Genomic DNA, 21,696 nt, shown 5'->3' on the forward strand with positions numbered 1-21,696 from the left:
CATGGCTTATTCTGACAAAGTGGTTGACCATTACGAAAACCCCCGCAATGTGGGCTCTTTCGACAAGGGTGATGAATCTGTGGGCACCGGCATGGTGGGCGCTCCAGCCTGCGGTGACGTGATGAAGCTGCAGATCAAGGTGAACCCCCAGACCGGTGTGATCGAAGACGCGCGCTTCAAAACCTATGGCTGCGGCTCCGCCATTGCCTCGTCGTCACTGGTGACCGAGTGGGTCAAGGGCAAGACGCTGGACGAAGCGGCAGCTCTCAAAAACAGCGTGATTGCCGAAGAATTGGCGCTGCCCCCGGTCAAGATCCACTGCTCCATCCTGGCGGAAGACGCCATCAAGGCCGCAGTGAACGACTACAAGGCCAAACATGCGGGTGCCGCAGCCTGACGCGATGGCTATCACCCTGACAGAAGCTGCAGCGCGACACGTGAGCCGGTACCTTGCCCGCCGTGGCAAGGGCGTGGGTGTGCGACTGGGCGTCAAGACGACGGGCTGCTCCGGCTTGGCTTACAAGCTGGAGTACGTGGATGACACCGAGCCAGAAGACATCGTCTTTGAAAACCATGGCGTCAAGGTCTTGATCGACCCCAAAAGCCTGGCGTACATCGACGGAACCGAGTTGGACTTTGTACGCGAAGGCCTGAACGAAGGCTTCAAGTTCAACAACCCCAACGAGCGCGACCGGTGCGGCTGCGGAGAAAGCTTCCGCGTCTGAGCCAGGCAGCCTTCTCGCGAAGGCCCTCCGTGTGAAACCGCCACCGCGCTTTGTGCTGGCGGTTTTTTCTTGATGCGTACCGATCTTCCTATCCAGGCATGGCATGAACCTGCAGTCCAACGACTTCGAACTTTTTGGCATCGCTGAGCGCTTTGCACAAGACCGTCCCGCTCTGGACGCGCGCTGGAAGGAACTGCAGCGGCAGGCCCACCCAGACAAGTTCGCAGCCCAAGGCGCCGCTGCGCAGCGGGTGGCCATGCAATGGTCGGTGCGCATCAATGAGGCCTATCAGCGCCTTAAAGAACCACTGCGCCGTGCTGCCTACTTGTGCGAATTGCGTGGTGCACCCATACAGGCAGAAGACAACACGGCCATGCCCGCAGCATTCTTGATGCAGCAAATGGAGTGGCGTGAAACCCTGGAAGATGCCCAGGCGGCTGCGGCGATGGATGCCCTGGACGATGAAGTCATGCAGGCCCGCAAAGCGGGGCTGGCGCGGTGCGAGGTGCTGATAGACCAGCAGCAAGACTATGCCAGCGCTGCGCAACAGGTGAGAGCCCTCATGTTCATTGCGCGATTTGCAGACGATATCGAGCGCCGCCGCGAGCAACTGGGACAATAGCGTTTGCCTCTTTTTTTATGAACATCGGGCCATTGCGTCCGGTTTCTTCACGTAGACCCCAAGAATCTCATGGCGCTATTGCAGATTTCCGAGCCTGGACAGTCACCCGATCCCCATCAGCGCCGCATCGCGGTTGGCATTGACCTTGGGACCACGCACTCGCTGGTGGCCGCTGTGCGCAGCGGAGCCGCCGAATGCCTGCCCGATGCACAAGGCCGTGTATTGCTGCCGTCGGTGGTGCGCTACCTGGGGCAGGGCGGGCGCCAAATTGGCTATGACGCCGTGGCTGCACAGGCCAGCGATGCACGCAACACGATTGCGTCGGTCAAGCGCTTCATGGGGCGCGGGCTGCACGACGTCGCGCAGGCCGGGCAACTGCCCTACGAGTTCGTCCAGCCTGCCGATGGCGCCGACAAAGCAGTGGGCGGCATGGTGAGTCTGGCCACGGCCGATGGTGTGAAATCGCCTGTGGAAGTCAGTGCTGAAATCTTGGCTACTCTGCGCTACCGCGCCGAAGACACCTTCAATGATGACCTTTATGGCGCCGTCATCACCGTACCCGCTTACTTTGACGATGCACAGCGCCAGGCGACCAAGGATGCGGCCAAGCTTGCAGGCATCCATTTGCTGCGGCTGATCAACGAACCCACGGCTGCGGCCATTGCCTATGGGCTCGACAATGCCAGCGAGGGGATCTATGCCGTTTATGACCTGGGCGGGGGCACTTTTGATATCTCCATCCTGCGTCTGACCCAAGGCGTTTTTGAGGTCATTGCCACCGGGGGCGATTCTGCTCTGGGCGGTGACGACTACGACGCGGCCTTGGCAGACTGGGTGCTGCAACAAACCGGCGCGGCCGTGCAAACACCAGCCGACAAAGCAGCCATTCGCATGGCGGCCCGGGCCTGCAAGGAAGCGTTGACTGCTGCAGAAAAAGTAGCATTTACCGCTGATTTGGCGGGCGGTAGCGTGCTTTTTTATGTGAAACGTGCCGATTTTGAGGCAGCGACATCCGCACTGACGGACCGCTCTATGGCCGCAGTGCGCCGCGCCCTGCGCGACGCCCAGCTCGCCAAGGACGAAGTGCAAGGCGTGGTCATGGTCGGTGGTTCGACCCGCATGCCGCAGGTGCAGCAAGCGGTGGCAGACTTTTTTGGTCGCGCGCCCCTCACCAACCTCAACCCCGATGAAGTGGTCGCGCTCGGGGCCGCCATTCAGGCCAACCAGCTGGCAGGCAACGACACCGCAGGCGATCTGCTGCTGCTGGACGTGATCCCCCTGTCTTTGGGCATCGAAACCATGGGAGGTTTGGTGGAGCGCATCGTCGCGCGCAATGAGACCATACCCACGGCCAAAGCGCAGGACTTCACCACCTACAAGGATGGTCAGACGGCGCTGGCGATCCACGTGGTGCAAGGTGAGCGTGACCTTGTGGCGGACTGCCGCAGCTTGGCCCGCTTTGAATTGCGCGGCATTCCCGCCATGGCCGCAGGCGCCGCCCGTATCCGCGTGACCTTCACGGTGGACGCAGATGGCCTGTTGTCGGTGAGTGCCAAAGAGCAGGGCAGTGGGGTGGAAGCGCGCATTGACGTGAAGCCGTCCTATGGCTTGTCGGACGACCAGATTGCCCAGATGCTGCAAGACGGCTTTGCCACTGCTGCGCAAGACATGCGGGCCCGCGCAGTGGTCGAAGCCCGTGTCGATGCCGACCGGATGCTGTTGGCCACCCAAAGCGCGCTGGATGCCGATGGCGACGTGCTGAGCGCCACCGAGCGCAGTGCGATTGATGCACTGATGGAAGCCCTGCGTCAGCAGCGCGGTGCCGATGAGGCAGCCACCATCGAAGCCGCTACGCAGGCACTTGCCAAAGGCACAGAGGCCTTTGCCGCCCAGCGCATGAACCGTGGCATTCAGCAGGCGCTGGCAGGCAAGAACGTCCAGTCTCTCTGAATTCAAGCCCTTCTACCCGTTTCCAAGATACAAAATCCAGGACGCCATGCCCGTCATCAAAATCCTCCCCCACCCCGAATATTGCCCCGCTGGCGCGGAAATCACAGCCCCTGCAGGCACGTCGGTGTGTGAAGCCCTGCTGGAACATCACATCAACATCGAGCACGCTTGCGACATGAGCTGCGCCTGCACCACTTGCCATGTGATCGTGCGCGAGGGGCTGGCTTCTTTGAACGAGGCGGAGGAGGAGGAGGAAGACCTGCTGGACCGCGCCTGGGGCCTGGAGCCTCAATCGCGCCTGTCGTGCCAGGCCATCCTCGCCCAAAAGGACTTGGTCATTGAGATTCCAAAATACACGATCAACCACGCCAAGGAAAACCACTGATGACCCGTCAGATCGTTCTGGACACGGAGACCACCGGCCTCTCGGCCGAAGGTGGGGATCGCATCATTGAGCTGGGTTGCGTAGAGCTGCTCAATCGCAAGCTCACGGGCAACAACCTGCATCTGTACTTCAACCCAGGGCGCGACAGCCATGAAGATGCCCTGAAGGTCCACGGCATCACCAACGAGTTCCTCAAAGACAAGCCCAAGTTTGCGGACATGGCGCCCCAGATCCTGGAGTACCTCCAGGGGGCTGAGATCATCATCCACAACGCGGCGTTTGACGTTGGCTTCTTGAATAAAGAGTTGGAGCTCACAGGGCGCCCACCGTTCAAAACCTATGTAGAAAGCGTGACCGACACCTTGGCGATGGCCAAGGAAATGTTCCCGGGCAAGCGCAATTCTCTGGACGCTTTGTGTGACCGCCTGGAAGTGGACAACTCAGGCCGTACGCTGCACGGGGCTTTGCTGGATGCGGAGTTGCTGGCGGATGTCTACATCAACCTGACCCGTGGTCAAGACGCCTTGCTGATGGCGGACGAGCCGCAGGAGAACACAGACGGTGTCGTGGTCCCTTCGATAGATTTGAGCCGCTTTGCACTGCAGGTTGTGGCTGCCAATGAGCAAGAGCTGGGCACGCACGAAGAGGTGATGGTGCAGATCGACAAATCGAGCGGCGGTAAAACAATTTGGCGAAAATTGCAGGCCGCTGTTTAATTTGTGCCATAATCTAAGGCTTGACGCAAAGGGGTGATTAGCTCAGCGGTAGAGCACTGCCTTCACACGGCAGGGGTCACATGTTCGATCCATGTATCACCCACCATTTGCTGTTATGACGATGCCCAAATTTCAGGGTGTCACTTTGGGTGATTAGCTCAGCGGTAGAGCACTGCCTTCACACGGCAGGGGTCACATGTTCGATCCATGTATCACCCACCAAATTTGAAAGCGCCTTGCAGCAATGCAAGGCGCTTTTTTCTTTGGCGTCGTGCTTCGCTCCTCGCGCATGGCCTCATTCTCTGAGGGCACAATGGCTCCCAACTGCCCGCCTACATCAGTCCGGCCCGCATCCGTTCCATCGTGAAAAGATCGGTCTGTTGGGCCGCTCCTCAGAATCCACCTGCATTGCCATGATCAGCTTCCACAACCCATTGCACCACTTGCACGCCCCACAGCACGAGTTCTTCAGGGGTGCGCGGGTCGATTGTTTTGAAAAGCCTTTGCGGGCCGAATTTGTGGAGCAGGCGCTGCAGCAAAGCGGATACCCCCTGTTGGCGCCCGACACCGACTCTGTCAGCGTGCTCCACAAAGTGCACGATGCCCGCTACCTGGCTTTTTTGCAGACGGCCTGGCAGCAGTGGGTGCAACTGGCGCCAGAGAATGCGCAAACCCAGCCGTTCCCGTCGGTGTGGCCTGTGCGCACCCTTCGCAGTGATGTGGAGCCCGCCAACTTCATCGCCAAACTGGGGCTGTACTCCATGGACAACGGCACCCCCATGGCCGCAGGCACCTGGGACGCTGCCAAGGCCGGCGCGGATGCAGCCGCCAGTGCTGCCATGCGGGTGGCGCAAGGTGCACCCGCAGCGTTTTGCTGTACCCGCCCCCCAGGTCACCACGCGGGCCCTGATTTCATGGGGGGATACTGCTTTTTGAACAACGCAGCGGTAGCAGCCCAAACCTTGTTGGACCAGGGGGCTAAACGGGTGGTGGTGCTGGACGTGGACTATCACCACGGCAACGGTACGCAGAGCATTTTTTATGGCCGCTCGGACGTGCTGTTCATCAGCATCCACGGTGATCCGCTCACCGAGTACCCCTTTTACCTGGGCCATGCCGATGAGCAGGGCGAGGGCGATGGCGCGGGCTTTAACCTCAATCTTCCATTGCCCGCAGGCTCATCGGTTGCTGCCTGGTTTGCCGCGCTGGAGGCAGCAAGCTCGCGCATCGCGCAATACGGCGCTGATGCCCTGTTGGTGTCCCTCGGCCTGGACACCTTTGTGGGCGACCCCATCTCGCATTTCGCCTTGACCACCGATGACTTTTTCACCATGGGGCAGCGGCTGGCAGCCCTGCACTTGCCCACGGCGCTGGTGCTTGAGGGGGGTTATGCCGCTTCAGAACTGGGGGCCAATGCGGTGCAGGTGATTCGCGGCTTTGAAGCCGTTGGGTCGTAAGTTGGGCGTGGATGAAAAAGACGCTGGGGCAAAGAATGACGGATCAAGTGCAATGCGTTGTGGTGGGCGCTGGTGTCGTGGGCTTGGCTGTGGCCCGAGCGCTGGCGTTGCGGGGCATGGACGTGATGGTACTGGAGGCAGCCGATGCCATTGGCACCGGCACCAGCTCTCGCAACAGTGAAGTCATACACGCAGGCCTGTACTACCCTCCAGGCTCGCTCAAGGCCCGCCTGTGTGTCGAGGGGCGCAACATGCTCTACGCCTATGCCAACGAACGGGGCATAGGCCACCAGCGCTGCGGCAAGTTGCTGGTAGCCACGGCAGAGGAGCAACGCGCGGGTCTGCAAAGCATTTACGAACGGGCACAGGCCAACGGCATCACGGACCTGCGCTGGCTTGACCGTGACCAAGCCCGAGCGCTGGAGCCCGCACTGGAGTGCATTGCGGCCTTGCATTCCCCCAGCACCGGCATCATTGACAGCCACGGGCTCATGCTGGCCCTGCAAGGCGATCTTGAAAACGCAGGCGGTCTTGTAGTACTCAATTCGCCTCTGGCGCACGCACGCATTGCGCAAGAAGCTATTGAATTGATAGCATCCGATAGCACCCAGCTCCACGCACAGTATTTGATCAATGCCGCAGGGCTTCAAGCGCCCCAACTGGCACACACCTTTGAAGGGTTGGACCCTGCCCACATTCCTGTGGCGCGCTTTGCCAAAGGTAGCTACTTCACGCTGGCAGGCAAAGCCCCTTTCAAGCATTTGATTTACCCTGCGCCCGAAGCCGCCGGACTGGGCGTGCACCTGACGCTGGACTTGGGCGGGCAGGCCAAGTTTGGGCCCGATGTGCAATGGGTGGACTCTGCCGAAGATCTGCTGGTCGATCCACGCCGTGGCGACGCTTTTTATGCGGAGGTGCGCAAGTACTGGCCGGCCTTGCCCGATGGTGCGTTGGCTCCTGGCTACGCAGGCATGCGCCCCAAAATCCACGGCCCGCATGATCCTGCAGCCGACTTCTGCATCCAGGGGCAAGCCACCCACGGCATCCCAGGCCTGGTCAATCTGTTTGGCATTGAATCCCCCGGCTTGACCAGCGCGCTGGCCATTGGCGAGCATGTGGCGCAAATGTTGGTGCAGCCCACTGCCAATTTGTAGCGCCCCACTGAGCCAGCGCAGACGTTGTAACCCTATGCGTCAGTGTCCTACAGCCCGTCGCTGCATGGCAACGCTAAGATGCACCAGCAGCCACCCCCATGGTTTCATCCTTTTTGGTTTGACTTGTTTTTGAAAGGGTTTGTATGAGTGCCTCTGAAACTTCCTCCACCCAAGGTGAACTGGAAAAATTGGTGTCTGACCTGCGCGGCCTGCTGGCCAACAAGGACCTGGATGCGGTGCCAGAGATCAAGCTGCTGCGCCAGCGCCTGGACGATGGAATCCATTCGGCCCGCGAATCGGCCATTCGTGCCGCGCAAGATGCGGCCCGCCAAGCCAAGGACGCAGCCCTGGCTGCCGACCGCTACGCCCACGATGAGCCCTGGCGTGTTGCCGGTGCGGCCCTGGCTGTGGGCGCTTTGGTGGGCTTTTTGCTTGCACGCCGCTAAGGCTGTGCACCCACCCACTGGCGCGCAGCAAGGCCACGCATGAACTGGATATCCCTGCTCGGACTGGACCACCTGCTGGCGCGCGTTCGCGTGGTCGCCATTGAAGGGGCCATCGCTGCGGAGGATCGCCTGGATTTGGCGCGCCTGGAATGGCGGGACCAAAAGCGCAGCCTGCTGCAACTGCTGATTTTGGCGGTGGCTGTCACCGGGCTCACGGTGGTGAGCATGGTGGTGCTCTCCATTGCCGTAGTCGTGCATTTTTGGGATACGCCGCACCGGGGCCTGGCAGGCTGGCTGGTCAGCGCTGTTTGGCTGGTGCTGTGGGTATTGGCTTTGATTGGGCTGCTGCGCGCGGCGCGGCGGGCGGGCAATGGTTTTGCCCTGACGCGGCAAGAGCTGGCCCAGGACTGGCGCGATATCAAGGAGCAGCTATGAGCCCAGATGGCAACCACGGACAATCGGTGCGCCCAGCTTTACCTGTCATCGTCCCCACCTTGGAGCAGCAAAAGGTGCTGCTGCGCATCTCTGCGCAACGCGAACGCATTCGGGAGCGCCGAGCCGCACGTTTTCTGGTACAACAACAAACGCTGGATGTGGGTAACCCAGGCGCGGGTGACTCACTGATTCTGCAAGGGGTGGCTTTTGCCAAGCAGCACCCTGCCGCCGTGGCGGCCGTTGCTGCGGCGGCGATGGCCTTGGGGCCAAGGCGTCTCATTCGCTGGATGGGCGTCGCCTTGCCTTGGATTGTGCGATTGCGGCGTTAGTGGCACATGGCTGGGTTGCCTCAGGGCCGGTGGTTTTTTGACCCCCGGCCCTTTTTGTTTCAGCTCACATGCTCAGCGGCGCACGGCCGCCGCTTTGATCGCTGTCGCTGCAGCGGACACCAAGCCTGGCCCTTCGTAAATCAGCCCCGTATAGATTTGCACTACATCGGCGCCAGCCTCCATCTTGCTCACGGCATCGCTGGCGCTCATGATGCCGCCCACACCGATGATGGGAAACTGGGCGCCCAGCTCAGCCCGCAGTTGCCGGATGACCCGGTTGCTGGCCTGCAATACCGGTGAGCCGCTGAGCCCACCGGTTTCAGTGGCATGGGCCAGCCCTTGGACCGCATCACGGCTGATGGTGGTATTAGTGGCGATGACACCGTCCATGCCATGTCGCTTCAAGGTGGCAGCAATCACAGCCACCTGGGCTTCGTCCAGGTCTGGGGCAATTTTTACGAAGATAGGAACGCGCCGCTTGCCCGCAGCCTTTGCACTGCCCGAAGGAGCGTCTTGCGAAGCCAGCCACTCGCGGCGTTCAGCGATGGCTGCCAGCAAGTTGTCCAGGGCTTCATCGCTTTGCAGTGCGCGCAGGTTTTGTGTGTTGGGCGAGCTGATATTCACCGTCACATAGTCCGCATGCGGATAGACGCCATCCAGGCACGTCAGGTAATCGCTGGTGGCATTTTCGATCGGTGTTGCAGCGTTCTTGCCAATGTTCAAGCCCAGCAGCATGGGGGTGACACCACGAGCCTGGCGAAATTGCGCTTGCTGCACATTGCGCACAAAGGCGTCCAGCCCTTCATTATTGAAGCCCAGGCGATTGATCAGGGCCTTGGCCTGCGGCAAGCGAAACATGCGCGGTTTGGGGTTGCCCGGCTGGCCTTTGGGTGTCACGGTGCCGACCTCGACAAAACCGAACCCCATGGCGCCCAGGGCATCAATGCAGCGGGCATTTTTGTCCAGGCCCGCAGCCATCCCGACCCGGTTAGGGAACCGCAGTCCAGCCAGCTCCACAGGGTCTTCCACCCGGCTTTGGCACCACGCCCACTGCAGTGGGGTGCGCTGTCCCTTGGCCAGAAGGTTCATGGTGAGATCGTGTGCGGCCTCGGGGTCCATGCCGAACAGAAAGGGGCGGGTGAGAGCGTAGGGAATGAGGGACATGGGACGATAATTGAAGAATTACCTCTGATTTTCTCTCATGACGACACCTTCCTCACTGACCCAAGACGAACTCAAAGCCCTGGTGGGCCAGGCCGCTTTGCACTATGTGGTGCCCGGCGATATCGTGGGCGTGGGCACAGGCTCCACGGTCAACAAGTTCATCGATGCGCTGGCCAGCATCAAGGGCGACATCAAAGGCGCAGTGTCCAGCTCTGTGGCCAGCACCGAACGCCTGCTGGCGCTGGGCATTCCCGTGCTGGATGCCAATGAAGTGGAGTCCCTGTCGGTCTACATTGATGGCGCTGACGAGATTGATGGCCAGGGCCACATGATCAAGGGCGGAGGCGCGGCACTGACCCGCGAAAAAATCGTTGCGGCCCTGGCCCAGCGTTTCGTCTGCATTGCAGATGAAACCAAGCGTGTCGAAGTCCTGGGCAAGTTCCCGCTTCCAGTGGAGGTGATCCCCATGGCGACCCAGCACATCGCTCGCCGTTTTGCGGCCATGGGCGGTGTGGCTACCGTTCGCCAAAAAGACGGCAAGCCGCTGGTGACCGACAACGGCCAGCACATTCTGGACGTGACGGGCCTGTCGATTGCCGAGCCGCTGAAGTTCGAGTCAGAAGTGAACCAGTGGCCCGGTGTGGTAACCGTGGGCGTGTTTGCACACCAGAAGGCGGCGGTGTGCTTGCTGGGTACAGCACAGGGTGTGAAAACGCTGGTTTATTGAGCCAAACAAAAAAGGCGCATTCAAGGAATGCGCCTTTTTGATAGGAGGATCGCAAGCGAGTGCTCAGAACTTCAAGCCCGCCGGGTTATTGGGGTTGGGGGCATTGGGGTCTGCCGGTGGAGCGGGGGGCCGTACGCGGCGCCCAGTTTCGGCGGTGGCGGCATCTGATGCCGAGGCGGCTGGCGCGGCCTTGGCAGGTTGGGTCAAAGGCGTTGCCGCTGGACGCCGATAGTTGGTAGGGAGCTGCGATGTTTTGGGATACCCCGCCGCATCCAGGTACTGCGTCCACTCCGACTCCGAGAAGCCCGAAAGGTTTTGGCCTCCGATTTTGGCGAAAGGCAGGCTGGAGTCGCTGCCCAGATTGGTCAGGGCTTGCAGGTCCTCGTTGGTGTTGATAGTCCGCTCGGTAAACGGAACACCACGGGACACCAGCAAGCGCCTTCCACTGTCGCAGGGGGGGCAATTCTGTCCAGTGAAAATCGTCACAGGAAACCGCGCGGCCACTTTGCCCAGCTCGTAAGGCAGGCCAGCGCCAGCACTGTCACCTCCGCCTGAAGTGGTGACAACTGCCGGACTGTTCTTGGATGGCGTCTCTGGGGCCTTGTCAGAAAACGTGACTTTGCCATCTGGGCCAACAATACGGTACACCGTCTGGGCCTGTGCACCGACGGCAAGCAGCGCCAACATCAATGGCAAGGTCAGGGCTTTGAGCTGCATGGTGAATTTCCTCGTGGGGTACTTGGGACAACGGCGCATCATAGAGGCTGCGAGGCCTGGGCCATACCCTGGTGTCGCAGCAACGCATCAAGCTGTGGCTCGCGGCCACGGAAGGCCTTGAACGACTCCATGGCAGGGCGGCTGCCCCCGGCCTCCAGGATGGCCTTGCGGTACTTGCGCCCAGTTTCGATGCTGGGCAGGCCATCGGCCCCCATGGTTTCCTCGAACGCTGCGTAAGCGTCGGCACTGAGCACTTCTGCCCATTTGTAGCTGTAGTAACCCGCTGCGTAGCCGCCCGCAAAAATATGGCTGAAGGTGTGCGCCGTGCGGCTGAATTCCGGGGGCTGCAGCACAGCCACTTCATTGCGGACCTGCGTCAGCAGGGGCATCACGTCGTTGGCTGGGTCGTGCTCGGTGTGCAGCAGCATGTCAAACAAGGCAAATTCGATTTGCCGCAGCGTTTGCATACCGCTCTGGAAGTTCTTGGCCGCAATCATCTTGTCAAACAACGCACGTGGCAGCGACTCGCCCGTGTCTACATGGGCGGTCATGTGCTTGAGCACGTCCCATTCCCAGCAGAAGTTCTCCATGAACTGGCTGGGCAACTCCACCGCATCCCACTCCACACCGCCAATGCCGGACACATCACGCTCATTCACCTGGGTGAGCATGTGGTGCAGGCCGTGACCGAACTCGTGGAAGAGGGTGATGACATCGTCGTGCGTGAGCAGCGCGGGCTTGCCGTCCACGCTGTCTGCAAAGTTGCACACCAGATGGGCCACCGGCGTTTGCACAGCGCCCGTGTCCGGGCGCAGCCAGCGGGTGCGCACATCGTCCATCCAGGCGCCGCCACGCTTGCCGGTGCGGGCTGGCTGGTCCAGATAGAACTGGCCTACCAGTTGCGTGCCCATGTGGGCTCCCTCCGGGTGCGTGCGTTCAATGCGATAGAACTCGACTGAGGGGTGCCAGACTGGGGCGCTGTCGCGCCGAATGGCCACTTCAAAAAGGGTTTCGATGATTTTGAAGAGGCCTGCCAGGACCTTGGGCGCGGTGAAATACTGTTTGACTTCCTGCTCGCTGAACGCGTAACGCGCCTCTTTGAGCTTTTCGGCCACATAAGGCCAGTCCCACGCCTGGGGGGACTCCAGACCCAGCTCGGTGCGGGCAAACTCGCGCAGATCGGCCACGTCTTTCTCTGCGTAAGGGCGGGCACGTTGGGCCAAGTCGCGCAAAAAGTGCGTCACTTCGGCGGGCGACTTGGCCATCTTGGGCACCACGGAGACTTCGCCAAAGTTGGCGTAGCCCAGCAACTGGGCTTCTTCCTTGCGCAAGGCGAGGATCTCGCCCATCAGCGCGGTGTTGTCAAACTTGCGCGCATCCCCCTCGGCCTGGTCAGATGCCCGGGTCACGTAAGCGCGGTACATCTTTTCGCGCAGCGCAGTCTGCTCGGCAAACTGCATCACTGGCAGGTAGCAAGGCATCTTGAGGGTGAGCTTGTAGCCCTCTTTGCCCTCGGCCTGGGCAGCCGCCAGGGCGGCTTGCTGCACATCCGCGGGCACGCCTTGCAGCTCGGGCTCGGTAGCGTAGTAGGCAAACGCATCAGTGGCATCCAGGGCGTTTTCGCTGAACTTCTGGCTCAGCTCCGCCTGGCGCTCCTGAATTTTGGCAAACCGTTCCTTGGCCGCCCCAACCAGCTCAGCACCGCTGAGCACAAAGTTGCGAACCGCATTCTGGTGCGCCTGGCGTTGCTCGACATTCAGTGTGCCTGGGTCAATGGCCTTGTACTTTGCATACAGGCGCTCATCGGCACCCAGGCGGGTCCAGAACTCGGTGACCTGGGGCAGGGCGGCGTTGTAGGCGGCGCGCAGCTCGGCGGTATCGGCCACGCTGTTGAGGTGGCTGACGGCCCCCCACGCAATGCCCAGTTGTTCCGTGGCCACGTCCAGCACCTTGGCAATCGCATCCCAGCGGGCTGGGAAGTCTGCGGCGGTCACCGTATCTAGTGCGGCGTTGGCGCGCTCCAGCAGGGCGTCGACAGCGGGGGCTACGTCGGCGGGTTGGATGCGATCGAACGCGGGCAGGGTGGAGAAGTCGAGGAGGGCGTTGCTCATGCGGATGTAGATAACGGCGCAGTGCGCAGGTTCAACTTGCCAAGCGGCCGCAAGCGGCTTTTTACCGAAGGTTTACCCGGCGGCGCGTTCAGCGGCCTCCAGGGTGTTGACCAGCAGCATGGTGATGGTCATGGGGCCCACGCCGCCTGGCACGGGGGTGATGTGGCTGGCCACGGCCTTGACGCCTTCAAAGTCCACGTCGCCGCAGAGCTTGCCTTCGTCGTTGCGGTTCATGCCCACATCCAGCACCACGGCGCCGGGTTTGACCATGTCTGCCGTGAGCACGTTGCGCTTGCCCACGGCGGCCACGATCACATCGGCCTGCAGGGTGAGTGCTTTCAAGTCAGCGGTGCGCGAATGGCAAACGGTGACCGTGGCGTCCTTTTGCAGCAGCATCAGCGCCATGGGTTTGCCCACGATGTTGCTGCGGCCAATGACCACAGCGTGCTTACCCTTGAGGTCGTAGCCAATGCTCTCCAGCATTTTCATGCAGCCATAGGGTGTGCAGGGCCAAAAACCGGGCATGCCGGTCATCAGTGCCCCGGCGCTGGCGATGTGAAAGCCGTCCACGTCCTTGGCGGGCGAGATGGCTTCGATCACTTTTTGGGCGTCGATATGGGCTGGCAGGGGCAACTGCACCAGGATGCCGTGGATGCTGGGGTCGTTGTTCAGGGCCTCCACGCGGGCCAGCAGCTCGGCCTCGCTCATGCTGGCGTCGTACTTTTCCAGCACCGAATGCAGGCCGCTGTCTTCGCAGGCCTTGACCTTGTTGCGCACATACACCTGGCTGGCAGGGTTATCGCCCACCAGCACTACGGCCAGGCCGGGGGTAACGCCGCGCGCTTTCAGGGCCGCAGCACGTTCGGCGACTTCGGTGCGCAGTTGGCGGGAAAGTGCGTTGCCGTCGATGGGTTGAGCAGTCATTCTGATCTTCAAATAAAAACAGCCGCTAGCGCAAGTTAGATAAGCGCTAGCAGCTATGAAAAAAGGAGCAATCAGCCCTTGGGTGCGTTTTGCCCCAGGGCAATCTTCAGCAGGTCGGCCACGGTGTTGGCGTTGAGCTTTTCCATGATGTTGGCGCGGTGCGCTTCCACGGTCTTGATGCTGATGCCCAGGTCGTCGGCAATCTGCTTGTTCAAGCGGCCGGCCACGATGCGCTCCAGTACCTGAGCCTCGCGGCTGGTGAGCTTGGAGAGCAGGGCGTCACGGCTGGCGGCCTGTTGAAAGCCGGCGAAGGCCTCACGGGCATGGTCGAGCATGCGCTCCACCAGGCCCAGCAGTTCTTCTTCGTTGAAGGGTTTCTGGATGAAGTCCAGCGCGCCCTTCTTCATGGTGTTTACCGCCATGGGCACATCGCCGTGGCCGGTGATGAAAACGATGGGCAGGGGGGACTTGCGTTCGATCAAGCGGTCTTGCAATTCCAGGCCGGTCATGCCGCCCATGCGGATGTCCACGATCAGGCAGGCCACTTCGCGGGGGTCATAACGGGACAGGAAGGTCTCAGCCGAATCAAAGCAGCGCACCCGATAGTCCTTGCCCTCTAGCAGCCACTGCAAAGAGTCGCGGACGGCCTCATCATCATCAACAACGTATACGGTGCCTTTTTTCGGAATCAAGCTCATGCAATGGTCCTTGGAGTTTGTTCGTTTGCTACAGAGTTTGTAGTGTCATCGGCAGGCTTTGCCAGCGGCAGCCAGAAGGAGAATCGGCAGCCCGTGACCTCTGATCCATTGTAGATGTTCTGCGCCTGCATCCGCCCCTGGTGCGACTCGACGATGCTGCGGCACAGGTTCAGGCCCATGCCCATGCCTTCTTGCTTGGTAGAAAAGAACGCTTCAAACAGGCGCTCCAGCACCTCAGGGGCCAAGCCCTTGCCAGTGTCTTGCACCGAGAACTCAACCACCTCGCGCTCATCCACCTGCTTGGGCACCACGCGCAACTCCACACTGCGGCCCGATGCTGGGCGCTCGGCATGCTGGATCGATTCGGCGCCGTTCTTCATGAGGTTCACCAGCACTTGCTCGATGAGGATGGTGTCGGCCATCACGGGGGGCAAGCGGGCTGCGATGTAGTGCGTGAGGCGCACGTTGTGCCGCCGCAGTTCAATGTCGGCCAGCTCCACCGCTTCAGACACCATGTGGTGCACGTCGGCCAGCGTGCGGTTGGGCTCGCTCTTTTTCACGAAGGCGCGTATGCGCTGAATGATCTGCCCCGCGCGTTGGGCTTGGTGGGCCGTCTTTTGCAGGGCCGTCAGCAGGGCCTCTTCGGTCAGTTGGCCGCTTTGAATGCGCGAGACCATGCCGCTGCAGTAGTTGTTGATGGCGGTGAGCGGCTGGTTCAGCTCGTGCGCCACGCTGGACGCCATCTCGCCCATGGTGATGAGGCGGCTGACCGACTGCGCCCGCTCTGCCTGCCGATCCGCCTGCTCCTCGGCCAGGCGCCGGGGCGTGATGTCGGTGGCAATCACCATCTGAGCCAGTCGCCCATCCACCCAGTTCAGGTAGCGCGAGCGCACCTCCAGCCACTTGCCCAGATCGGGCAGGTAGATCTCGGCGTTTTCCGAGCGGGCGCTGGTCAACGGGTCGGTGGGCAGGCCCATCAGGCCATCTTCATCGTCCACGCCACTGCTGGTGCTGCTGGCCACTGGCAACACACCCGCCTGAGCCACCAGCTGCAGGTGGCCCGCTGTTTGGGAGCCAAACCACTGCCGGTACAGCTTGTTGGCAAACAGCAGCTCCTGGCTGCCCAGCGGCGCCACGGACACGGATGCATCCAGAGACTCCAGCACGATCGTGAAGCGCTCGTGCGCGGCCGTCAGCTGCTGGCGCACACGGTTGGGCTCGGTGATGTCGGTCATCGAGGTCATCCAGCCGGTTTGCTGCCCATGCGCGTCGATCAGCGGCGACACATACAACCGTGCATCGAACAGGCTGCCGTTCTTGCGCTGCACGCGCACCTGAAACCCGCCCGCCACACTGCGGCCACTGATTTCGTCCCGCAGCTTGGCGTGCAGGGCTTCATGGTCTTCCTTGGGCCAATAAGGGTAGGGGGGCAGCAAGCCCACCAGCTCGGCTTCGCTCCAGCCCGTCATCTGGCACAGCGCGGCGTTCACATAAGTAATGCGCCCCTCCATGTCCAGGGCGCGCATGCCCGTCAGGATGGAGTTCTCCATCGCTCGGCGGAAATTGGTCTCGGCCACCAGCGCCTGCTGGGCCTGCAAACGGCGGCGGGTATGGCGCCAGGTGGCAATCAGCATCCACGCCGTCATGGCGCTCAGGGTGCCCACCAACCAGAAGAGCCCACTGCCCACCACCCCAAGTGATGTGCGATAGGCCTGCGCTCGCAGCACCAGCCCGTTGCCTACGGGCGATACGGGCACTTCGTATTCGTTGGCCTTGGGCGTCCAGGGCAGCAAGTGGCTGGCGGGGTTGCGTGCTGGCAGCGGGGTGCCCGCCAGCACCTGGCTGCGCCCATCGAGCAGGGTCACTGCGTAGCGCGCCAGCACCTCGGTGGGGGTGCCATAGCGCAGCAGGCTGTCAATCGAATACTCGCCCAGCACCACGCCAGCGAATTTGCCCTGGTTATTCAATGGCACCTGCAGCTGCAGCAGGGGCGACACATCGCCCTTGGCCGCTGCGGGCTGTGCATACACGGGCTGCTGCAGGTCGCGCGCCAAGCCATAGGTATCGGCCGTGTCCCCCGGCTTGAGCACTTCGCCCGCGACCCGAAGCTGCGGGCTCGACAGGGTGGGCGCAGCATGGCTGGCCCGGATCTTTCGGCGCTCGTCAATCCAGGTGATGGCCTGCAGCTCGGGGTACTGGCTGATGAGGGCCTCGGCCCGGTTCACGAATTCCGCGCGCTCCAGCTCCTGATTGGACAGGTCGCGCGCGATGCGCATGAGCTGCTCTTGCCGCTCCAGCAACCGCAGGCGCACCCGCTGCTGGGCATATTCCACGTCGCGGCGCAAGGCTTCTTGTTCGCGCTCCGCCTCCTCGGCCCTCAAATACCAGAACGCGGCCACGATGGCGGCCAGGAACATCAACACCGCCGCCAAGGGCGCCAGGGCGGCAAACCTGTCTTGCCGCGTGGGCGAAAGGCTGCGCCACCATTTGCGCCACCAGCGCGCTGGCGCGGCAATGGCAGAGGGGGCTGCGATGGGCTCTGAGCTTGTATCCATGGCCGAAGTGTAGAGGACGGGCGTGCACTTTTCAGCAGCTGAAATTATGTGCGTTTGCAGCATTTTTTCTTAATATGAAATTCAAAAGCACGATTTGAAATGATGAAAAAATGTGCGAAACTACGCCCGATTTTTGCCCGCTGCACTTCACAGGAGACAAAGCATGTCAGCTCAGCCCGACCCAAAGGCCGGCCTCGGTATCGGCACCGACGCAGACCAGCAGGAAACCCGCGAATGGATGGATGCCCTGTCCGCCGTCATTGAAAAAGAGGGCGCTGAGCGTGCCCACTCCCTGCTCGAACAACTGCTGGAACACGCCCGCCAGAGCAGCATTGACATGCCGTTCTCTGCCAACACCGGCTATGTGAACACCATTGAGCCTGACAAAGAGGCCCACTGCCCCGGCAACATCGCCATCGAAAAGCGCCTGCGCGCCTACATGCGCTGGAACGCCATGGCCATGGTGGTGCGCGCCAACCGCCTGAACCCCGCCGACGGTGGTGATCTGGGTGGCCACATCGGCTCCTTCGCCTCGGTGGCCAGCATGTTCGGTGCAGGCTTCAACCACTTCTGGCATGCCGCTAGCGAAGACCACGGCGGTGACCTGCTGTACATCCAGGGCCACAGCGCGCCCGGCATCTATGCCCGCGCCTACCTCGAAGGCCGCCTGAGCGAAGAGCAGCTCGACAGCTTCCGCCAGGAAGTGGACGGCAAGGGCCTGTCCAGCTATCCGCACCCCAAGCTGATGCCCGAGTTCTGGCAGTTCCCCACGGTGTCCATGGGCTTGGGCCCGCTGATGGCCATCTACCAGGCCCGCTTCCTCAAGTACCTGCACGCCCGTGGCATTGCCAACACTGAAAACCGCAAGGTCTGGGTGTTCTGCGGCGACGGCGAGATGGACGAACCCGAATCGCTGGGCGCCATCGGCCTGGCCGCGCGCGAAAACCTCGACAACCTGGTCTTCGTGATCAACTGCAACCTGCAGCGCCTGGACGGCCCGGTGCGGGGCAACGGCAAGATCGTGCAAGAGCTCGAAGGCGAGTTCCGTGGCGCTGGCTGGAACGTCATCAAGCTGCTGTGGGGCAATGGCTGGGATACCTTGCTGGCCCGCGACAAGACCGGCAAGCTCAAGCAGCTGATGATGGAAACCCTGGACGGCGACTACCAGGCCATGAAGGCCAACGACGGTGCCTTCGTTCGCAAGAACTTCTTCGGCAAGTACCCCGAGACCGCCAAGCTCGTCGAGCACATGACCGACGAAGAGATCTTCGAGCTGCGCCGCGGCGGCCATGAGCCCGCCAAGGTGTATGCCGCCTTCCACGCTGCCAACGCGCACAAGAACCAGCCCACCGTGCTGCTGGTCAAGACCGTGAAGGGCTATGGCATGGGCAAGGCCGGCGAAGGCAAGAACACCGTGCACCAGACCAAGAAGCTGTCGGACGAAGACATCAAGTACATCCGCGACCGCTTCGCCATCCCGATCCCGGACAGCCAACTGGCCGACATCCCGTACTACAAGCCGGCCGACGACACGCCGGAAATGCGCTACCTGCAAGAGCGCCGCAAGGCCCTGGGCGGCTACCTGCCCAAGCGCCTGCCCAAGGCCGACGAGCACTTCACCGTTCCATCGCTGGACACCTTCAAGGCCGTGCTGGAGCCCACCGCCGAAGGCCGTGAAATCTCCACCACCCAGGCCTACGTGCGTTTCCTGACGCAACTGCTGCGCGACCAGGCCTTGGGCCCACGCGTGGTGCCCATCTTGGTGGACGAGGCCCGCACGTTTGGCATGGAAGGCCTGTTCCGCCAGATCGGTATCTACAACCCTAAGGGCCAGCTGTACACCCCGGTGGACCGCGACCAGGTGATGTACTACCGCGAAGACAAGGCTGGCCAGATCCTGCAAGAGGGCATCAACGAAGCCGGCGGCATGGCCAGCTGGATCGCGGCGGCGACCAGCTACAGCACGAACAACCGGATCATGATCCCGTTCTACGTGTACTACTCGATGTTCGGCTTCCAGCGCATTGGCGACCTGGCCTGGGCAGCGGGCGACATGCAGGCGCGTGGCTTCTTGCTGGGCGGCACCTCGGGCCGCACCACGCTCAACGGCGAAGGCCTGCAGCACGAAGACGGTCACAGCCACATCCTGGCCAACACCATCCCCAACTGCGTGAGCTACGACCCCACCTTCGCCCACGAAGTCGGCGTGATCATGCACCATGGCCTCAAGCGCATGGTTGAGCGCCAGGAAAACGTCTTCTACTACCTGACGCTGCTGAACGAAAACTACCCCATGCCTGGCCTGCAGCCCGGCACGGAAGAGCAGATCATCAAGGGCATGTACCTGTGCAAGCCCGGTGCAGACGGCAACAAGCGCGTGCAACTGCTGGGCTCGGGCACCATCCTGCGTGAATCGCTGGAAGCCCAGACCCTGCTGGCCGCCGACTGGGGCGTGCAAGCCGACGTGTGGAGCTGCCCAAGCTTCAACGAACTGACCCGCGAAGGCCAGGACGCTGACCGCTGGAACCTGCTGCACCCGCTGGAAACCCCACGCGTGCCATTCGTCACGCAGCAACTGGGCAGCCGCAGCGGCCCCATGGTGGCGTCGACCGACTACATGAAGGCCTACGCTGAGCAGATTCGCCCCTTCGTTCCCAAGGGCCGTACCTACCGCGTGCTGGGCACCGACGGCTTTGGCCGCAGCGACTTCCGCAGCAAGCTGCGCGAGCACTTCGAGGTGAACCGCCACTACATCGTGGTCGCCGCCCTGAAGGCGCTGGCCGACGACGGCGTGATGCCCCTGGCCAAGGTGGCCGAAGCGATTGCCAAGTACGGCATCAACGCTGACAAGATCAACCCGCTGTACGCGTAACCCCTACCGGAGACAACAATGGCATTGGTCAACATTCAAGTCCCGGACATCGGGGATTTCGATGAAGTCGGCGTGATCGAGTTGCTCGTGAAAGTGGGCGACACCGTCAAGGCCGAGCAATCGCTCATCACGGTGGAGTCCGACAAGGCCTCCATGGAGATTCCCTCCAGCCACGCTGGCGTGGTCAAGGAACTCAAGGTGGTTCTGGGTGACAAGGTCAAGCAAGGCTCGGTGATTGCCGTGGTGGAAGCCGCTGGCGCAGCGGCAGCAGCCCCTGCGGCACCCGCACCCGCCGTAGCCCAGGCTCCCGCCCCCGTGGCGGCGCCTGCTGCGCCCGTTGCAGCCCCTGCTGCTGCCGTGGCTGCAGGCCCCGTGGAAGTGCGTGTACCTGACATCGGCGACTTCAAGGACGTGGCCGTCATTGAAATGCTGGTCAAGGTGGGCGACACCATCGCGCTGGAGCAATCGCTCTTTACCGTCGAATCCGACAAAGCCTCCATGGAGATCCCTTCGCCCGCAGCAGGCGTGCTCAAGGAGCTCAAGGTCAAGATCGGCGACACCGTGAACATCGGTGACCTGGTGGCCATCCTCGAAGGCGTGGCCAGCGCTGCTGCTGCACCCGCTGCAGCGGCAGCCGCCCCCGCACCGACTGCTGCGCCTGTTGCAGCACCCACAGCCGCCCCAGCCATTGCAGCGGCCGCACCTGCCGCTGCCTTCGCCACCGTGGCTGCGCCAGCAGCCCATCAGCCAGGTGCAGGCACACTGGGTTTGCCCCACGCAAGCCCCTCGGTGCGCAAGTTCGCCCGCGAACTGGGTGTGCCACTCGAAGAAGTCAAGGGCACCGGCCCCAAGGGTCGCATCACGCAAGACGACATCCAGAGCTTTACCAAGCAAGTGATGAGCGGCGCTGCGCAAACCAAGGCCCAGGCCGCCAAGGCACCCGCTGCCAGCGGTGGCTCCGGCGTCGGTCTGGATCTGCTGCCCTGGCCCAAGGTCGACTTCGCCAAGTTCGGCCCGGTGGAGCGCAAGGACCTCTCGCGCATCAAGAAGATCAGCGGTGCCAACCTGCACCGCAATTGGGTCGTCATCCCGCACGTCACCAACCATGACGACGCGGACATCACCGACCTCGAAGCCTTCCGCGTGCAGTTCAACAAGGAAAACGAGAAGAGTGGCGTCAAGGTCACCATGCTCGCCTTCATGATCAAGGCCGCCGTGGCCGCGCTCAAGAAGTTCCCCGAGTTCAACAGCTCGCTCGACGGCGACCAACTGGTGCTCAAGAACTACTTCCACATCGGCTTTGCGGCCGACACGCCCAACGGCCTCGTTGTGCCCGTCATCCGCGATGCCGACAAGAAGGGCATCGTGCAAATCTCGCAAGAGATGGGCGACCTCGCCAAAAAGGCGCGCGACGGCAAGCTCGGCCCGGCCGACATGACCGGTGGCTGCTTCTCCATCAGCTCGCTGGGTGGTATTGGTGGTCGTTACTTCACGCCCATCATCAACGCCCCCGAAGTCGCCATCATGGGCGTGTGCAAGAGCACCCTGGAGCCCAAGTGGGACGGCAAGCAATTCGCACCGCGTCTCATGCTGCCACTGAGCCTGAGCTGGGACCACCGCGTGATCGACGGCGCTGCCGCTGCACGTTTTAACGTGTACTTTGCCTCGCTGCTGGCGGACTTCCGCCGCATCGTGATGTAACGCGAGGG

General features: G+C 62.0%; 20 protein-coding genes and 2 tRNA genes. 16 read left to right on the forward strand and 6 right to left on the reverse strand.

Annotation, left to right across the window (positions count from 1 at the left end; all coding sequences use genetic code 11):
* The first annotated feature begins 1 nt into the window (after position 1).
* From iscU to CLU86_RS07125, 13 genes are all read left to right on the forward strand, one after another.
* Positions 2-397 (forward strand): Fe-S cluster assembly scaffold IscU, encoded by a 396-nt coding sequence (gene iscU, locus CLU86_RS07065; protein ID WP_099655410.1) that lies wholly within the window; start codon positions 2-4, stop codon positions 395-397.
* Positions 398-401: 4 nt separating this feature from the next.
* Positions 402-725 (forward strand): iron-sulfur cluster assembly protein IscA, encoded by a 324-nt coding sequence (iscA, locus tag CLU86_RS07070; protein ID WP_099655411.1) that lies wholly within the window; start codon positions 402-404, stop codon positions 723-725.
* 103 nt (positions 726-828) lie between these two features.
* On the forward strand, positions 829-1,347 hold the full coding sequence (gene hscB / locus CLU86_RS07075) for a Fe-S protein assembly co-chaperone HscB (protein ID WP_099741115.1): 519 nt from the start codon (positions 829-831) through the stop codon (positions 1,345-1,347).
* A gap of 69 nt (positions 1,348-1,416) precedes the next feature.
* Positions 1,417-3,297, forward strand: a complete 1,881-nt coding sequence (gene hscA / locus CLU86_RS07080; protein WP_099741116.1) for a Fe-S protein assembly chaperone HscA — start codon at positions 1,417-1,419, stop codon at positions 3,295-3,297.
* A 46-nt stretch (positions 3,298-3,343) separates the two neighbouring features.
* Positions 3,344-3,682 carry an ISC system 2Fe-2S type ferredoxin gene (gene fdx, locus CLU86_RS07085; protein ID WP_099655414.1) on the forward strand — a complete coding sequence of 113 codons (339 nt, stop codon included), beginning with the start codon at positions 3,344-3,346 and terminating at the stop codon, positions 3,680-3,682.
* Positions 3,682-4,398, forward strand: coding sequence for a DNA polymerase III subunit epsilon (gene dnaQ, locus CLU86_RS07090; protein ID WP_099741117.1), 717 nt, complete (start codon positions 3,682-3,684; stop codon positions 4,396-4,398). The genes fdx and dnaQ overlap by 1 nt, the downstream gene beginning before the upstream one ends.
* A 31-nt stretch (positions 4,399-4,429) precedes the next feature.
* Positions 4,430-4,504 (forward strand) — tRNA-Val (locus tag CLU86_RS07095).
* Between the two features lie 41 nt (positions 4,505-4,545).
* Positions 4,546-4,620: transfer RNA gene (locus CLU86_RS07100), tRNA-Val, on the forward strand.
* 191 nt (positions 4,621-4,811) lie between these two features.
* The gene (locus tag CLU86_RS07105; RefSeq protein ID WP_099741118.1) at positions 4,812-5,855 is read left to right on the forward strand and encodes a histone deacetylase family protein; all 1,044 of its coding nucleotides are present in this window, start codon (positions 4,812-4,814) and stop codon (positions 5,853-5,855) included.
* Positions 5,856-5,890: 35 nt separating this feature from the next.
* Positions 5,891-7,009 carry an NAD(P)/FAD-dependent oxidoreductase gene (locus CLU86_RS07110; protein WP_099743375.1) on the forward strand — a complete coding sequence of 373 codons (1,119 nt, stop codon included), beginning with the start codon at positions 5,891-5,893 and terminating at the stop codon, positions 7,007-7,009.
* A 143-nt stretch (positions 7,010-7,152) separates the two neighbouring features.
* Positions 7,153-7,455 carry a DUF883 family protein gene (locus tag CLU86_RS07115; protein WP_099655417.1) on the forward strand — a complete coding sequence of 101 codons (303 nt, stop codon included), beginning with the start codon at positions 7,153-7,155 and terminating at the stop codon, positions 7,453-7,455.
* A gap of 39 nt (positions 7,456-7,494) precedes the next feature.
* A complete protein-coding gene (locus tag CLU86_RS07120; RefSeq protein ID WP_099741119.1) occupies positions 7,495-7,890 on the forward strand; it encodes a phage holin family protein in 396 nt (131 codons plus the stop codon).
* Positions 7,887-8,219 (forward strand): hypothetical protein, encoded by a 333-nt coding sequence (locus tag CLU86_RS07125; protein ID WP_099741120.1) that lies wholly within the window; start codon positions 7,887-7,889, stop codon positions 8,217-8,219. Before CLU86_RS07120 ends, CLU86_RS07125 begins: the two co-directional genes overlap by 4 nt.
* A gap of 72 nt (positions 8,220-8,291) precedes the next feature.
* Here the strand turns inward: CLU86_RS07125 and CLU86_RS07130 are convergent, their stop codons facing one another.
* Positions 8,292-9,383, reverse strand: coding sequence for a quinone-dependent dihydroorotate dehydrogenase (locus CLU86_RS07130; RefSeq protein WP_099741121.1), 1,092 nt, complete (start codon positions 9,381-9,383; stop codon positions 8,292-8,294).
* A gap of 37 nt (positions 9,384-9,420) precedes the next feature.
* On the opposite strand from CLU86_RS07130, the gene rpiA reads away from it, so the two are divergent.
* On the forward strand, positions 9,421-10,110 hold the full coding sequence (gene rpiA / locus CLU86_RS07135; RefSeq protein WP_099741122.1) for a ribose-5-phosphate isomerase RpiA: 690 nt from the start codon (positions 9,421-9,423) through the stop codon (positions 10,108-10,110).
* A gap of 63 nt (positions 10,111-10,173) precedes the next feature.
* Here the strand turns inward: rpiA and CLU86_RS07140 are convergent, their stop codons facing one another.
* The 5 genes from CLU86_RS07140 to CLU86_RS07160 all read right to left on the reverse strand — a co-directional run bounded on the left by CLU86_RS07140 (position 10,174) and on the right by CLU86_RS07160 (position 17,115).
* A complete protein-coding gene (locus tag CLU86_RS07140) occupies positions 10,174-10,827 on the reverse strand; it encodes a glutaredoxin family protein (protein ID WP_099741123.1) in 654 nt (217 codons plus the stop codon).
* A gap of 38 nt (positions 10,828-10,865) precedes the next feature.
* Positions 10,866-12,938, reverse strand: coding sequence for a M3 family metallopeptidase (locus tag CLU86_RS07145; protein WP_099741124.1), 2,073 nt, complete (start codon positions 12,936-12,938; stop codon positions 10,866-10,868).
* Positions 12,939-13,010: 72 nt separating this feature from the next.
* Positions 13,011-13,862: a bifunctional methylenetetrahydrofolate dehydrogenase/methenyltetrahydrofolate cyclohydrolase FolD gene (gene folD, locus CLU86_RS07150; RefSeq protein WP_099655424.1), complete on the reverse strand. Its 852-nt coding sequence runs from the start codon at positions 13,860-13,862 to the stop codon at positions 13,011-13,013.
* Positions 13,863-13,933: 71 nt separating this feature from the next.
* Positions 13,934-14,560, reverse strand: coding sequence for a response regulator transcription factor (locus CLU86_RS07155; RefSeq protein WP_099655425.1), 627 nt, complete (start codon positions 14,558-14,560; stop codon positions 13,934-13,936).
* A complete protein-coding gene (locus CLU86_RS07160; protein ID WP_099743377.1) occupies positions 14,557-17,115 on the reverse strand; it encodes a PAS domain S-box protein in 2,559 nt (852 codons plus the stop codon). The genes CLU86_RS07155 and CLU86_RS07160 overlap by 4 nt, the downstream gene beginning before the upstream one ends.
* A gap of 163 nt (positions 17,116-17,278) precedes the next feature.
* On the opposite strand from CLU86_RS07160, the gene aceE reads away from it, so the two are divergent.
* A complete protein-coding gene (gene aceE, locus CLU86_RS07165) occupies positions 17,279-19,987 on the forward strand; it encodes a pyruvate dehydrogenase (acetyl-transferring), homodimeric type (RefSeq protein WP_099741125.1) in 2,709 nt (902 codons plus the stop codon).
* Positions 19,988-20,005: 18 nt separating this feature from the next.
* Positions 20,006-21,688 (forward strand): dihydrolipoyllysine-residue acetyltransferase, encoded by a 1,683-nt coding sequence (gene aceF / locus CLU86_RS07170; RefSeq protein WP_099741126.1) that lies wholly within the window; start codon positions 20,006-20,008, stop codon positions 21,686-21,688.
* Positions 21,689-21,696 lie beyond the last annotated feature (8 nt).

This window comes from Acidovorax sp. 62 (assembly GCF_002754495.1).
Lineage (GTDB): Bacteria > Pseudomonadota > Gammaproteobacteria > Burkholderiales > Burkholderiaceae_C > Acidovorax.

Excerpts from the sequence above, each read along its gene's own strand:
- iscU (WP_099655410.1), top strand. The coding sequence starts at position 2 with ATGGCTTATTCTGACAAAGTGGTTGACCATTACGAAAACCCCCGCAAT.
- iscA (WP_099655411.1), top strand. The coding sequence starts at position 402 with ATGGCTATCACCCTGACAGAAGCTGCAGCGCGACACGTGAGCCGGTAC.
- hscB (WP_099741115.1), top strand. The coding sequence starts at position 829 with ATGAACCTGCAGTCCAACGACTTCGAACTTTTTGGCATCGCTGAGCGC.
- hscA (WP_099741116.1), top strand. The coding sequence starts at position 1,417 with ATGGCGCTATTGCAGATTTCCGAGCCTGGACAGTCACCCGATCCCCAT.
- fdx (WP_099655414.1), top strand. The coding sequence starts at position 3,344 with ATGCCCGTCATCAAAATCCTCCCCCACCCCGAATATTGCCCCGCTGGC.
- dnaQ (WP_099741117.1), top strand. The coding sequence starts at position 3,682 with ATGACCCGTCAGATCGTTCTGGACACGGAGACCACCGGCCTCTCGGCC.
- CLU86_RS07105 (WP_099741118.1), top strand. The coding sequence starts at position 4,812 with ATGATCAGCTTCCACAACCCATTGCACCACTTGCACGCCCCACAGCAC.
- CLU86_RS07110 (WP_099743375.1), top strand. The coding sequence starts at position 5,891 with ATGACGGATCAAGTGCAATGCGTTGTGGTGGGCGCTGGTGTCGTGGGC.
- CLU86_RS07115 (WP_099655417.1), top strand. The coding sequence starts at position 7,153 with ATGAGTGCCTCTGAAACTTCCTCCACCCAAGGTGAACTGGAAAAATTG.
- CLU86_RS07120 (WP_099741119.1), top strand. The coding sequence starts at position 7,495 with ATGAACTGGATATCCCTGCTCGGACTGGACCACCTGCTGGCGCGCGTT.
- CLU86_RS07125 (WP_099741120.1), top strand. The coding sequence starts at position 7,887 with ATGAGCCCAGATGGCAACCACGGACAATCGGTGCGCCCAGCTTTACCT.
- CLU86_RS07130 (WP_099741121.1), bottom strand. The coding sequence starts at position 9,383 with ATGTCCCTCATTCCCTACGCTCTCACCCGCCCCTTTCTGTTCGGCATG.
- rpiA (WP_099741122.1), top strand. The coding sequence starts at position 9,421 with ATGACGACACCTTCCTCACTGACCCAAGACGAACTCAAAGCCCTGGTG.
- CLU86_RS07140 (WP_099741123.1), bottom strand. The coding sequence starts at position 10,827 with ATGCAGCTCAAAGCCCTGACCTTGCCATTGATGTTGGCGCTGCTTGCC.
- CLU86_RS07145 (WP_099741124.1), bottom strand. The coding sequence starts at position 12,938 with ATGAGCAACGCCCTCCTCGACTTCTCCACCCTGCCCGCGTTCGATCGC.
- folD (WP_099655424.1), bottom strand. The coding sequence starts at position 13,862 with ATGACTGCTCAACCCATCGACGGCAACGCACTTTCCCGCCAACTGCGC.
- CLU86_RS07155 (WP_099655425.1), bottom strand. The coding sequence starts at position 14,560 with ATGAGCTTGATTCCGAAAAAAGGCACCGTATACGTTGTTGATGATGAT.
- CLU86_RS07160 (WP_099743377.1), bottom strand. The coding sequence starts at position 17,115 with ATGGATACAAGCTCAGAGCCCATCGCAGCCCCCTCTGCCATTGCCGCG.
- aceE (WP_099741125.1), top strand. The coding sequence starts at position 17,279 with ATGTCAGCTCAGCCCGACCCAAAGGCCGGCCTCGGTATCGGCACCGAC.
- aceF (WP_099741126.1), top strand. The coding sequence starts at position 20,006 with ATGGCATTGGTCAACATTCAAGTCCCGGACATCGGGGATTTCGATGAA.